This window comes from Caballeronia catudaia (genome assembly GCF_001544755.2).
Taxonomy (GTDB): Bacteria; Pseudomonadota; Gammaproteobacteria; order Burkholderiales; family Burkholderiaceae; genus Caballeronia; species Caballeronia catudaia.
On the sequence record NZ_FCOF02000003.1, the window covers coordinates 199,500 to 212,476 of the forward strand.

Sequence of the window (12,977 nt, forward strand, 5' to 3'; positions counted from 1 at the left end):
CAAGACCATGACCGCACCCGACGCAAACTCCGCCCGCCCGCCCATCGACGATATCGTTTCACTCGATGCCGTCGCGCTTTCGCGAGCGATTCACGCGCGCGACATTTCCTGCGTCGAAGTGATGAACGCCTACCTCGCGCAGATCGATCGCCTCAACCCGATGGTCAATGCGATCGTCGCGATGCAGAATCGCGATGCCGTGCTCGCGCTCGCCACCGAACGCGACGCACAGTTAGCCAAAGGCGTAAGCCTCGGCCCGCTGCATGGCTTTCCGCAAGCGCCCAAAGACATATTGCCAGTCGCTGGCATGGTCACGACGAAAGGCTCGCCCATTTACGCAGACGTTGTGAGTCAGGTCGATGCGGTGGTATTCGAACGCGCGCGCAAAGCAGGCGCACTCTTTATCGGCCGCACCAATTCACCAGAATTCGGCCTGGGCGGTCACACCTATAACCCGGTGTACGGGACCACGCGCAACGCATTCGATCCATCGCGCTCGGCAGGCGGCAGCAGTGGCGGCGCAGCCGTGTCCGTTGCGCTGCGCATGCTGCCGTGCGCGGACGGCTCGGACATGATGGGTTCACTGCGCACGCCTGCCGCATTCAACAATGTCTTTGGTTTTCGCACGACGCCGGGATGCGTACCTTATGCACCCAGCGACGATGTGTTCTTCCAGCAATTCAGCGTAGCCGGCCCGATTGCGCGAAACATTCCCGATCTCGGCTTATTGCTATCCGTGCAGGCGGGCTTCGATGCGCGTGCGCCGCTATCGCGCAGAAGCGATAACCCTGCCGATTTCGCCAACGCGCTGGAGCGCGACAGACGCGGCGCACGCATTGGCTGGCTGGGCGATTTGAATGGACGTTTGCCGATCGAAGCAGGTTTGATGGACACGTATGCATCGGCGCTTCGGCACTTCGAGACTGCGGGTTGCATCGTCGAGCCCGCAATTCTCGACTTCGATTTCGATCATCTCTGGAACGCGTGGATGGATTTGCGTAGCCTCACGTTCTCCGGCACGAATGCGCCTCTCTATCGCGATGCCGAGAAGCGCAAGCTGCTCAAACCCGAAGCAATATGGGAAATTGAACGAGGGCTGAAGTTATCGGGAGAAGATGTATCGCGGGCCGTTCGCGTCCGCGCAGCCTGGTATCAGGCAATCAACGCGCTGTTCGATCGCTTCGATTTTCTCGTGATGCCCTCGGCTCAGGTATTTCCCTTCGACGCCGAACTGGACTGGCCCCGCGTCATCGCGGGTCGGGAGATGGATACCTATCACCGCTGGATGGAAACCGTCGTTCCGGCGACGATGGCTTCGTTGCCCGCACTGAGCGCGCCGGCCGGCTTCGGCTCGAACGGTCTGCCGGCCGGATTGCAGATCATCGGTCCGACACAAGGAGATCTGGGCGTATTGCAGATCGGGCTCGCCTACGACCGCGCAAGTGGCTATTCGAACGCCCGCAGTCCCTTGCTCGGCTGACGGATCGCGGGTATCAGCCAGCAGCGCTTTGGACGTTCTTGCGCGTGGCTTTCTTTGCCGCTGTTCGGCCGACGCGTTTCGCTGGTTTCTTGGACGCCGCGCGCGAAGCACGCGACCCCGATACCGCGTGTCCCCGTCGAGCGCTTTTCTTCGGCGCGCTCGTGCGTGATGCGGAACCGGCGGCGCCATTGATCAAATACACGCTGCGGTCCGGCGCGTCCTTGATCCATCCGGGCGGCCGCGCATGACCGCTCCACGTGGCGCCCGTTTCCGGGTCGCGATACTTGGGCGGAAGCTTGGACGTAGTTTTTTTCGCGGCGCCGGACGAATTCCTCGCGCCGGGCGGACGGCCGCGCTTCTTGCCGGTCCCTGAGCCGGCATTCACGAGATCGGCTGCAGTCAGGCCATACTCGTCCATCATTGCCCGAATCTGGGCGATGACTTCCACCGATTTTTTCTCGCGCAATGCATCCGCGCGGCGCTGCAGTTTCTGAATCTGGCCTTCCAGTTGTGCCAACGTAGCCATTTTCCCTCCTTTATCGTCATGCATAACCCTGCCAGGCAGCGCGGCGACGTGCATTGCCGTTCATCTAATGAATCTATTCGATGCTTTATTTCCGCCACAAGCGAATCTTAATCGGGCAATGCGATGATAAGCACTCTTGTGCAAGATTATTTATTGTTTGCCGACATTCGGTTTTTTAAAGTGCATATCATCAGCGTCTTTGATGCACGTATCGGATGTACGCCCGGGCCTGATAATGTCATCGCGACGTCACGCAAACATCGTGCATGCTCCGTCCTCGCGCCGGCGCGATTGAATGACAGACGCGTGCGTTGCACACGCGTCACGATAGTTCGAAGCCTATCAATCGGAAACGAGGCTCGATTCCTCTTCCGCGGGCGTCAGCGCAAGCGCCAGAATCATCGCGCCGCTATTCAAAGGTACCGAGCTGCCGACTCGCCTTGGCCGATAAACCGGCTGTCCACGTCGAATCGCCTGTCCGCTCAGCGCGCAGGTTCCGCGCTTGCGGGCCGTGCAAAGCGCCCAGACCTGCTCCGAATAGTTGAACGAAGTGGGATCGTGCCAGGACAGCGCGAGCGTCGAATCGCTCAGGCGCTCCAGCACGCGAATATTGACGCAATGTCCCTCAGACGGTCCTGTGCATGCGCTCTTGCCGGGCACATTGCGTACGAGCGATCGCGTCATCAAAGCAAACTTGTCATTCATTTCCAACGGGCGGCTCGAACGGCTGTCGAGCAATGTCAGGGTACGGCTCCAGGGATCCATCAACGATGGATGCTTCATGTTCCGCTCCTGGTGGCGACAACGCACGCCGCAACAGAAGAAGCCGGAGTGGACGTTGCCGGTGGAGTTCCGGGAAATGCGCCGCACGACCCGCTTCCTGAGCCGGTACGCCGCGCCGCTTCGGATGATCGTTCCTAGAGTAGTACACGTGAGCATGATTTTGTTTTCATTTTTTCGTGGACAAGCTAGAACATCGCGCCAGCGCACCGTCGCGCCTAGGCGGCGGCCGGTTGCAAGCAGCGTAGTGGACAATCGAAGTAATCAGCAGGCAATTAAAGTTCGCTTGCAAGAACGAACGTTCGATTCGTGAAAACTTGCTGTCACGGTGGCCGCGCTCGCTGCCGCGGCGAAATGGCGAAGAACGTGTTCACTTGGTCATGTGGCCGTTTGCGCACGTTTCAGCCCTATTCGAAGATGCGCGAACTCGCCGATTTCTGACACAATAAAAACCAGTGAACGTACTCTCCTGTCGAATCATGACAAGCAAGATCTCGATCCATGCCACCATTGCGGCGGACCGCGCTTCCGTCAGCTTCGTTGCGTTCTCTCGCGAGCAGGCGATCCAATGCAACATCACGCGCAAGGCATTGGAACAGTGCTTCTGGGCGCCGACAGGCGCGAGCGACGAGCGTTTGCTGAAAGCCTTGAGCGACGGCTATGAGCGTATCAGCGCACGCGTGCATCGAAAGTTTCTCGCGCATCCTTCCAGTTCCGTTCATCTGGACGTCGTCGATTTTGCGTCCTGATTCCGCAGCAGCGCAAACAACGGCGCGTGTCAGCGCGACGCCTGCGTCGCCTTTCGTATCCTGGTCACATCGTCGGGCTGCACAGCCGGCGTGTTGTTGTTCCAGGCGCCGCGAATGAACGTCAGCACGTCGGCAATCTGCCTGTCGTTCAACACGAAAGACGGTTAGTTGCGGTTAATTGCAAATGTTATTCGGAAGTTATTTCTCACCGAGCGTCACGGTTTCTTCGAGCAACGCACGCAAGCGCGCGACGCGCTTGAGATCGCGGTGATAACCGAGCCATACATCGCGTCCGGGCGGCGCTTCTCCGAGATCGAAGCGCATGAGGCGCTGGTCCGCATCGCCCAAAGGACAGGGCAAGACCGCGAAGCCCGCGCCTTCAGCGCACATATGCGCCTGCGCGTCGCGATTGTTGCTGCCGAAGATAACCTTCGCTTTGGGCATCATGCGTTTTATCCAGAGCACATCGGGCAATTGATCGAACGCGCTATCCATGCTGATGAGCGTCTGCCCTTCTCCATTGCCTATTTCGGGCGATGCGAGATTCGCGCGCCCATACAGCGCGTAGTCGATACGCATGAGCTTGCGCTGCACGACGTCGGGTTCATCGAATGGCGTGATTCGAAAGACCAGATCCGCCTCGCGCCGCGCAAGGTTATAACGGCGCGCATCGGTGATGAGTTCGATCGCTACCTCTGGATGCTTCGCCAGAAAGCGCGCGAATACCGGCGTGAGCACATGCACGCCGAACCAGTCCGACGACGAAATGCGCAGCAAGCCCGTGAGCTTCGCGTCCTGTCCGGCGAGTGCGCGCGTAAAGCCAAGCGCCTCTTCTTCCATGCGCTCCGCATACGCGAGCACGGCCGCGCCTTCGTCGGTGAGCACGAAACCATCGCTCGTACGCTGGAACAGCACGTGTCCCAGCGCCTCTTCGAGCGCGCGCAGGCGTCGTCCCATCGTCGGTTGCGTCTGTCCGATCATTCGTGCGGCCGCGCCTAGCGTGCCGCTTCGCGCGATCGCCAGAAACACGCGGACGTCGCTCCATTCGAGATCTGGTCCATTCATTTTCGTATGACCACCGTGCACACCTGTCGATTTACATGCTCGCATGCATGGCGGAGTATGAGCGCATCGCTATCAACGTTCAATCTCTCCCGGAGCCGCCGATGTCCACCATGCAAGCACTCGTTCTCGATCGTCATAACGGTCCGCTCGAATTGATCCAGCTCGATCGCCCCGAGGCCAAGCCGGGGGAAGTGCTCGTGCGTATTGCGGCGAGCGGGCTCAATCCGCTCGATACGAAGATTCGCGCCGGCGCCGCAGCGCATGCGAAACATCCGCTTCCGCTCGTGCCCGGCATCGATATGGCCGGCATCGTCGAAGCAGTGGGCGGGGGAGTCGATGGGTTCAAGCCGGGCGATGCGGTATATGGCATGACGGGCGGTGTCGGCGGCATTCAGGGCTCGCTCGCGCAATACGCAGCCGTCGATGCCGCACTGCTCGCGCACAAGCCCACGAACCTTTCGATGCGCAGCGCCGCCGCCCTGCCGCTTGCGTTCATTACGTCTTATGCGGGCATCGTCGATCGCGCACATTTGCACGCAGGACAAACCGCGCTCGTGCAAGGCGGCGCGGGCGGCGTGGGTCATATCTCCGTGCAACTCGCACGCGCACTCGGCGCGCAAGTATTCGCGACCGCGAGCGAGCGCGATCATGAATACATTCGGAGCCTCGGCGCGACGCCGATCGATTACCGCGCGACGAACGTCGAGCAATATGTCGCCGCGCATACGGGCGGGACAGGTTTCGATCTCGTCGTCGATACGGCAGGCGGCCCTTCGCTCGATGCATCGTTTGCAGCGGTCAGGCACTTCGGCCATGTAGTCAGCGCGCTGGGATGGGGCACGCATGCGCTCGCGCCGCTGTCGTTTCGCGAGGCGAGTTATTCGGGCGTATTCACGTTGCATCCGCTATTGACGGGACAGCATCGCGCGCATCATGGCGAGATGCTGCGCGAAGCTACGCGGCTCGCCGAAGCAGGCAAGATCACGCCACGCGTCGATCCGAGACGTTTCGATCTGCGCAATGCGGAGCGCGCTTATGAAGCGCTATTGGATGGCACGACGCACGGCAAGATCGTCGTCGATGTCGATGCAATGCTCGCTGGCTGAACGTCAGCCGAACACGCCCGCGAGACCCAGCAACGCGCTCGATGCACGCGCGATGGTCCAGGCCGCCACGCAGCGGGCATCGTCCTGCTCGCCGGACATTCGCATAGTTATGACCAGCCGATTCGTCATGCGATTTCCGCCAGCGCGCCGAATCAACCGTTCTTGAACGTCGCGCCCGGCGAAACCATACTCGACGCATTGCGCGCCAACGGAATCGACACGCCGAGTTCGTGCGAAGCGGGAACATGCGGTTCGTGCAGAACGCGCCTGTTTTCGGGCGAGGCCGATCATCGCGATTTCGTGCTCGATGATGACGAACAGGCGCCGGAGATCATGCTCTGCGTATCGCGCGCGTGCTCGAATGAACTGGTTCTCGATATTTGATTGTCCAATCCGCATGTTTTTCCTCGCCATAAGGCCCGCATAAGCTTTCTCTCCGATGATTGCGGACTGGTCCGCGCGAGCGCGGCCGTGCCTCGTTTCATCGGAGAACCCGTTTATGCGCAACCTGTCCGCGTCTGTCTACAATGCGCCCGCCCGAGTGTTTCACTGGCTCACCGCCGCGCTGCTTTTGCTTCAATACCTGCTTGCCTGGACGATGCCCGACGTGCATCGCGACACGAAGCCCATCGGCTTGATTGCATGGCATCTGGGCGTCGGCATGGTGATCATTCTGCTCGTCGTCCTTCGGCTTCTCTGGCGCAGCACGCATGACGTGCCGCCCGAACCCGGCACGGTGCCGCCAGTTCTGCGCATCGTCGCGCGATTCACGCACTGGCTGCTGTATATCCTGTTGCTCGCCGTTCCATTGATGGGCTGGGCCAACGCGTCGTCGCGCGGGTGGCCGGTCACGCTCTTCGCGTTCATGCCCATGCCGCCGCTGTCGCCAGCCGGCTCGTCCATCGGTCACGCGCTCGGCGACTGGCACCGGAACATCGCGTGGGTCCTGCTTGCGCTGGTCGCCCTGCATGTCGGCGCGGCGCTCTTTCATCGATTCGTCTTGCGCGATGGAACCCTCGAACGCATGTTCCCGGCTCGTCGCAATCCGGCGTCGTCTAAACGATGACGACCATGAGACGCGATTCCATTCTCACTCATCGCGACTTGTGGGGGTATTAACGTCATGACATGAGCTTCGTCTTTACTCTAGCAAGTACGAGACGAACGATAAAAGGTGACGTCATGGCGTCCCAGACAGAACTCAAACGCTTCAGCTCCAATCTCGCCGATGAACTCGACAGCGCGGCGCTCTATGACACGCTCGCGCAAGCCGAAAAGCAGGAAGACAAGCGGCGCGTGTATTCCGAACTTGCCGCAGCCGAGCGCCGCCATGCCGACATATGGGCCGCCAAGCTCAAGGCAAATGGCGTGCCGGTGCGCGTGCATCGCGTCGGTGCGAAAACGCGAATGATGCGCGCGCTCGCGCGTGCGTTCGGCCCGGATTTCGTGCTGCGCTCCGTCGCCGCCAATGAAATGGCGGATCGCGACAAATACGCGGGGCAACCCGATGCGGCGCAGATGTCGGCGGAAGAGCGGCATCACGCGGATATCGTGCAGGAAGTGGCGAACCGCAACAAGGGTTTGAGCAAAGGCGGTGCGATTGCAGCGGCGGAATCGTGGCATCGCGGTGTGGCGTCGGGCAACGATTTGCGCGCGGCGGTGCTCGGCGCGAACGATGGGCTCGTGTCGAACTTCTGTCTCATCATGGGCGTCGCGGGCGCGGGCAGCGACAGCAGAACGGTCCTGCTCACGGCGTTCGCGGGACTCATCGCGGGCGCGGCCTCGATGGCGCTCGGCGAGTGGCTCTCCGTCACGAATGCACGCGAGCTCGCGCGCACGCAGATCGCGAAGGAAAGCGACGAGCTCGATCACATGCCCGATGCGGAACGTCACGAGCTCGCGCTCATCTATCAGGCGAAGGGCATCGATGCAACTGAAGCGAGACGCGTCGCCGCACAGATCATGCGCGACAAGGACAAGGCGCTCGATACACTGACGCGCGAAGAACTCGGTCTCGATCCGCGCGAGCTGGGCGGCAATCCGTGGACGGCCGCGCTCGCATCGTTCACGCTATTCGCGATCGGCGCGATCTTTCCGGCCATCGCGTTTCTGTGGACGAGCGGAGCAGAAGCGATCGCGCAGTGCATTGCCTTGAGCGGCCTCGGGCTTGCTGGCATCGGCGTGTTCACGTCGCTGTTCAATGGCCGCGGCGCGCTCTTCTCCGCCGTGCGCCAGGTGTTGATCGGCATGATCGCCGCGGGCTGCACGTTCGGGCTCGGCAAGTTGCTGGGCGTATCGCTTTCATGAGCAATGCGCCGCGTCATTCACACGCGGCGCATCACGCTCAGTTCATCAGGGCTTGAACGACTCGCGAACTCAACGCGCGTCTCGAACGCGTATGGCAAAGCAATTTCGCCGCAGCGCAGTCACGATTCCTGCATGCGTCGGGAGCATGAGCCGAGGTATCTGCCTTCATTTCGGTTTCAGCAGCACCTTGATCGAGTCGAGTGAATTCGCGATCGCGATAGCCTCGTCCCATTCGTCGAGCGTAAAGCCGTGCGTGACGATGCCTTTCGACGTAACGAGGCCGCGCGCGAGCAGATCGATCGCGATCGGATAGCAATACGGTCCGAGATGCGCGCCCCGCACATCGAGTTCCTTGCGGTCGCCGATGATCGACCAGTCGACGGTCGTATCGGCGCCGAATACCGAGAACTCGACGAAACGGCCAAGCTTGCGGATCAACTCGAGCCCTTGCGACACGCCCGCCGGCGCGCCCGTCGTTTCGATATACACGTCGCAGCCGTAGCGATCCGTAATGGAGCGGATCATTTCCAATGCGTCGTCGGTCTTCGGGTTGATCGTGATATCCGCGCCATATTCGCGCGCCAACGCGAGACGTTCATCGACGAGATCGATCACGACGAGCTTCTTCGGCGTTTTCAGATGCGCGACCTGCGCCATCATCAGGCCGAGCGGTCCCGCACCCGCGATCACGACGACATCGCTCAATTGAATATCGCCGCGATTCACCGTATGAATCGCGCATGCGAGCGGCTCGATGATCGCCGCGTCTTCAAGCGAGATGCCGTCGGGAATCTTATGGACGATCGCCGTCGGTGGGAAGCGCATGTATTCGGCCATGCCGCCATCGGCCACTTCGCGCTGAAAGCCGAAGATGTTATGAACCTCGCACATCCAGTATTCGCCCGATTTGCAATAGCGGCATTTCGCGCACGGCACGATCTGTTCGGCGATAACCCGATCGCCCTTCTTCACGCCGAAGTGTTCTTCGGCGCCCTCGCCTAGCTCTTCCACATAGCCGAAGAATTCGTGGCCCGGTATGACCGGCGCTTTCACCCACGGATTCGGCCCGCCCCAGAACATCTTCGCGCCCGACCAGCATTTGCAGTCGCTCGCGCAGATGCCGCACGCGGCGATGCGAATCACGAGCTCGTTGCGCGCGGGACGCGGACGCTGCACGCGTTCCACGCGGTAGTCTTTCGGCGCGCGGCATACGATTGCCGTCATTTGTTCATCGGCCATGACGTGTCTCCGTGTCGTTATATGAATGACGATTCACTCTTCCAGTACGATCTGCACCTTCACGTCGGTCGGCACGCCGCTCGCGGCTTCCTCGAACGCCTTGATGCCTTCCGCAAACGGGAACGTGCGCGAGATGAACGGCTTCACATCGAGCTTGCCCGATGCAATCAACTGAATCGCGCGCGGAAAGATATTCGCGTAACGGAACACGGATTCGATGCGCGCTTCCTTGATCTGCACCGCGACGACATCGAGCGGTATCGCATGCTGCGGCATGCCGACGAGCACGAGACAGCCGCCGGGACACAACAGATCGACGATGCCGTCGAACGCCTTCTCGTTGCCGCTCGCTTCGAACACGATGTTCGCGCCCCAGCCGTCGGTCAGTTCACGCACGACATCGAGCACGCGCCGTTCGCGGATATTCACGGCCGTTACGCCTTGCACGCCGCCGATGAGATCGAGCTTCTCCGGCACGAGATCGCAGACGATCGCGCGGCTGCATCCGCCCGCGAGCGCCGCAAGCGCGCACATCATGCCAATGGTGCCCGCGCCGAGAATGACCGCCACATCGCCCGGCTTGATCGCGGCTTTCTTCGCGGCCTGCAAGCCGATCGACAACGGCTCGACGATCGCGCCTTCCGCGAAGCTCACGTTATCGGGCAGCTTGTAGGTGAACGCCGCCGGATGCACGACATAAGGCGCGAGACAACCATGCACGGGCGGCGTCGCCCAAAAGCGCACTTTCGGATCGAGGTTATAGAGACCCTCGCGCGATGCACGCGATTCCATGTCCGGCACACCCGGCTCCATGCAGACGCGGTCGCCCGTCTTCAGATGCTTCACGTCCTCGCCCACTTCGACGACCGTGCCCGACGCTTCATGCCCCAGCACCATCGGCTCGTTGACGACGAACGGCCCGATGCGGCCGTGCTGATAATAGTGAATGTCGCTGCCGCAAATGCCCACCGTATGAATCTTGATGCGCACGTCGCGCGGGCCGACGACCTGCGGCAAGCTGAACGGACGCAAGCTGATGCGTTTTGCTTCCTCGAGAACCAGTGCTTCCATCGTCGTTCCTTTGATAGAGAAATGGGTGGGTTCAGCAGGACTGGAATCCGCCATCGACCAGCAGGCTGACGCCGCTCACCATGCTCGAATCCTCGCCGAGCAGATGGGCGATCGTGCGCGCCACTTCCACCGGCTCGGCGAAGCGGTTCATCGGAATGCGCGCGAGCATCGGTGCAGACTTGGCGGGATCGCTCCAGGCGCGCTCGCCCATCGGCGTCATCGTGACGGTCGGGAGCACGGCGTTCACGCGAATGCCGTGCGGCCCGAGTTCATTGGCCATCACGCGCGTCATCGCATCGAGTCCGCCTTTGGACGCGCAATACGCCGCGTGCAGCGCGAAGCCCACGTTCGCCGACAGGCTCGACACATTGACGATCGACCCGCCCACGCCGCGCGCGATCATGCTTTTCGCGCACTCCTGCGCGACGATCATCGCGGCGCGCAAGTTCACGTTCATCGTCAGGTCGAACGCTTCGACGGTCGTATCGAGAAACGGCTCGAGCACGGCGATGCCCGCGTTGTTCACGAGCAGATCGACGGGTTGAATCGAACGCGCAGCGTCACGCGCGGCGTTCGCATCGGCGAGATCCACGGCGATGGTTTCGCAGCCCGTCTCCGCTTTCAACGCGTCGAGATCGGCGGCGCTGCGGCTCAGCGCGATCACGCGCGCGCCCCGCTCGATCAGCAGATGCACCGTCGCATGGCCGATGCCCTTGCCCGCGCCCGTGACGAGCACGGTCTTGCCCGCGAATTCGCGGTTTCTGTCGATGGTCGTCATGGTGTCGTCATCAAGGCTCGTCGCACAGACGCCGTGCGGTGTCTTCATCGGTCACGAGCACCGACGGATAGCGCCCGCGCAACGCCGCGCGCGTCACATGAAACTTCTTCTTGCCACCGCTCACGAGAATCACGCGTCTAATCTTGCGCAGGTCTTCCAGCGCGATCGCAACCGTGCGGCGATTCAGCGGATGATCGATCAGTTCGCCGTCTTCATCCATGAAGTGACCGAGCATGTCGCCCACCGCGCCCGCCTTTTCCAGCGTGCGCAACTGCTCGGGATTGTCGATGCCGTAGGTCACGACGAGCGATTCCGTGAGATCGCCGCAGGTGAGCAACGCGAGATCCGCATTGCGTGCAAGCTCGTACGTTTCGCGCACGGTCTCTTCCTGCAGGATCACGTCACGCGCCTTCTGGCTGCTCACGTAAATGGGCGCTGCAAAGAGATAACCATCGGCGCGGCAGATGTTCGCGAAGTCGGAGACGATATCGAACGTATTGATGCTCGGGCAATGCGACAAGCCGCCTTGCAGCGACACCGCCGACACCGGTCCATACGTGCGCTGCGGCATCGCGCGCAGCACGGCGCGGATCGTGCGGCCCCAGCCAAGCCCGATGGTTTGCCCCGCGACGATCTGCTTCGCGAAGTATGTCGCCGCCCCAATGCCGAGCGCCGCGTTGTTCGCTTCGTTGTTCGCGCCGCTCGGCACGACGACCGCGCATTCGAGCCCGAAGCGCTTCGCGAGCGCTTCTTCCAGCGCGACGCACGGCGCGATCTTGCTGTTGATCGTGATCTGCACGAGACCGGACTCGCGGCTCGCGGCGAGCAGGCGATTCACGCGCACCCGGTTGCTGCCGATACGCTGCGCGATCTCCTGCTGCGTCAGATTGCCGACGTAGTAATGCCACGCGACGCGCGCCTGCAGTTCTTCCTCCGAGTCGATGGAATCGTCGCTTTCAGCGATAGCGATGGGCGGTGCGCTCTTGCTCATGGTGTCCCGGTGTTCAGTCAAAAGCGGCGATTTTATTTCACTGCACCCATCGTCAGGCCTTGCACCAGCCGGCCCGAAACAGCCAGCGCGAACACGACCATCGGCAATACGATCAGCGTGCCCGTCGCCATGATTTCGCCCCATGGCAATTCATAGCCGCTCATGTAGCTCGTTGCGGCGACCGGCGATGTGATCGCGTCGCTGCGCGTCAGCACGAGCGCGTAGAGCAGATCGTTCCACGAGAAGATGAACGCGAAGATCGCCGACACGACGATGCCCGGCATCGCAAGCGGCAGATTGATGCGCCAGAACACGCGCCACGGCGATGCGCCATCGAGACGCGCGGCCTCGTCCAGCTCGACGGGAATATTGCGGAACTGATCCGTGCAGATCCACACGACGATGGGCAGCGAGAAAGTCAGATAGAGCAGGATCAGCACGATATGCGTATCGACGAGATCGAGCTTCGTCGCGATCAGGAAGAACGGCACCGCGAGCACGACGGGGCTCACCATGCGGTTCGAGATGAACCAGAACCACAGGTCTTCCTTGCCGCGGAATTCATAGCGCGCGAGCGCATACGCGGCGGGCGCGCCGAGCAGGATCGCGAGCACCGTGGTGCTGCTCGCGATGATGAGCGAGTTCAGCAGGCTGCCCGCCACGTCATGCTCGAAGAGCGCCGCCGAGTAGTGATGAAACGTCGGCGAGAACAACCATTTCGGCGGATAGGCGAGCGCATCGGCCTGGCTCTTGAGGCTCGTCGTGACCATCCAGTAGAACGGAAACACCGACGACATGAACACGACGACGAGACCGATGAAATGCCATACGGTGACGCGCTTTCTTGCGGCGCGCGCGCGCTTGGCGCGTTGCGTGGTCTGCATG

At 61.5% G+C, this 12,977-nt stretch carries 14 protein-coding genes and 1 pseudogene; 6 read left to right on the top strand and 9 right to left on the bottom strand.

All coding sequences use genetic code 11. From position 1 onward, the window contains the following. The first annotated feature begins 7 nt into the window (after window positions 1-7). Window positions 8-1,480, top strand: a complete 1,473-nt coding sequence (locus AWB75_RS04780) for an amidase (RefSeq protein WP_061122920.1) — start codon at window positions 8-10, stop codon at window positions 1,478-1,480. Between the two features lie 13 nt (window positions 1,481-1,493). Here the strand turns inward: AWB75_RS04780 and AWB75_RS04785 are convergent, their stop codons facing one another. Both AWB75_RS04785 and AWB75_RS04790 read right to left on the bottom strand, forming a co-directional pair. Further along, window positions 1,494-2,060 (bottom strand): H-NS histone family protein, encoded by a 567-nt coding sequence (locus AWB75_RS04785; protein ID WP_235011965.1) that lies wholly within the window; start codon window positions 2,058-2,060, stop codon window positions 1,494-1,496. A gap of 288 nt (window positions 2,061-2,348) precedes the next feature. After that, on the bottom strand, window positions 2,349-3,041 hold the full coding sequence (locus tag AWB75_RS04790; RefSeq protein ID WP_235011967.1) for a DUF3331 domain-containing protein: 693 nt from the start codon (window positions 3,039-3,041) through the stop codon (window positions 2,349-2,351). A 224-nt stretch (window positions 3,042-3,265) separates the two neighbouring features. On the opposite strand from AWB75_RS04790, the gene AWB75_RS04795 reads away from it, so the two are divergent. Continuing rightward, window positions 3,266-3,535 (top strand): DUF1488 family protein, encoded by a 270-nt coding sequence (locus AWB75_RS04795; protein ID WP_061122923.1) that lies wholly within the window; start codon window positions 3,266-3,268, stop codon window positions 3,533-3,535. Between the two features lie 198 nt (window positions 3,536-3,733). Here the strand turns inward: AWB75_RS04795 and AWB75_RS04800 are convergent, their stop codons facing one another. Further along, a complete protein-coding gene (locus AWB75_RS04800) occupies window positions 3,734-4,600 on the bottom strand; it encodes a LysR family transcriptional regulator (RefSeq protein WP_061122924.1) in 867 nt (288 codons plus the stop codon). 101 nt (window positions 4,601-4,701) lie between these two features. On the opposite strand from AWB75_RS04800, the gene AWB75_RS04805 reads away from it, so the two are divergent. Then, the gene (locus tag AWB75_RS04805) at window positions 4,702-5,706 is read left to right on the top strand and encodes a zinc-dependent alcohol dehydrogenase family protein (protein ID WP_061123053.1); all 1,005 of its coding nucleotides are present in this window, start codon (window positions 4,702-4,704) and stop codon (window positions 5,704-5,706) included. 3 nt (window positions 5,707-5,709) lie between these two features. Here AWB75_RS04805 and AWB75_RS39125 read toward each other — a convergent pair whose 3' ends face one another. Next, complete coding sequence (locus tag AWB75_RS39125) at window positions 5,710-5,835, bottom strand: hypothetical protein (RefSeq protein WP_268807812.1); 126 nt, start codon at window positions 5,833-5,835, stop codon at window positions 5,710-5,712. Window positions 5,836-5,868: 33 nt separating this feature from the next. On the opposite strand from AWB75_RS39125, the pseudogene AWB75_RS04810 reads away from it, so the two are divergent. The 3 genes and pseudogenes from AWB75_RS04810 to AWB75_RS04820 all read left to right on the top strand — a co-directional run. Continuing rightward, a pseudogene (locus AWB75_RS04810) lies at window positions 5,869-6,090 on the top strand (2Fe-2S iron-sulfur cluster-binding protein); the annotation flags it as partial. A gap of 115 nt (window positions 6,091-6,205) precedes the next feature. Continuing rightward, a complete protein-coding gene (locus AWB75_RS04815; RefSeq protein WP_061122926.1) occupies window positions 6,206-6,772 on the top strand; it encodes a cytochrome b in 567 nt (188 codons plus the stop codon). 116 nt (window positions 6,773-6,888) lie between these two features. Then, window positions 6,889-8,013, top strand: coding sequence for a VIT1/CCC1 transporter family protein (locus tag AWB75_RS04820; RefSeq protein WP_061122927.1), 1,125 nt, complete (start codon window positions 6,889-6,891; stop codon window positions 8,011-8,013). 165 nt (window positions 8,014-8,178) lie between these two features. On the opposite strand, the gene AWB75_RS04825 is transcribed toward AWB75_RS04820, so the two are convergent. Genes AWB75_RS04825 through AWB75_RS04845 form a run of 5 tightly spaced genes read right to left on the bottom strand, consistent with a single transcriptional unit; the run spans window position 8,179 to window position 12,976 of the window. Beyond that, window positions 8,179-9,252: an alcohol dehydrogenase catalytic domain-containing protein gene (locus AWB75_RS04825; protein ID WP_200822922.1), complete on the bottom strand. Its 1,074-nt coding sequence runs from the start codon at window positions 9,250-9,252 to the stop codon at window positions 8,179-8,181. A gap of 33 nt (window positions 9,253-9,285) precedes the next feature. Beyond that, window positions 9,286-10,323 (bottom strand): NAD(P)-dependent alcohol dehydrogenase, encoded by a 1,038-nt coding sequence (locus tag AWB75_RS04830; RefSeq protein ID WP_061122929.1) that lies wholly within the window; start codon window positions 10,321-10,323, stop codon window positions 9,286-9,288. Between the two features lie 31 nt (window positions 10,324-10,354). Beyond that, a complete protein-coding gene (locus AWB75_RS04835) occupies window positions 10,355-11,101 on the bottom strand; it encodes an SDR family oxidoreductase (protein ID WP_061123054.1) in 747 nt (248 codons plus the stop codon). A gap of 10 nt (window positions 11,102-11,111) precedes the next feature. Next, window positions 11,112-12,092, bottom strand: a complete 981-nt coding sequence (locus tag AWB75_RS04840; protein WP_061122930.1) for a sugar-binding transcriptional regulator — start codon at window positions 12,090-12,092, stop codon at window positions 11,112-11,114. A gap of 32 nt (window positions 12,093-12,124) precedes the next feature. Continuing rightward, window positions 12,125-12,976 (bottom strand): carbohydrate ABC transporter permease, encoded by an 852-nt coding sequence (locus AWB75_RS04845; RefSeq protein ID WP_061123055.1) that lies wholly within the window; start codon window positions 12,974-12,976, stop codon window positions 12,125-12,127. Window position 12,977 lies beyond the last annotated feature (1 nt).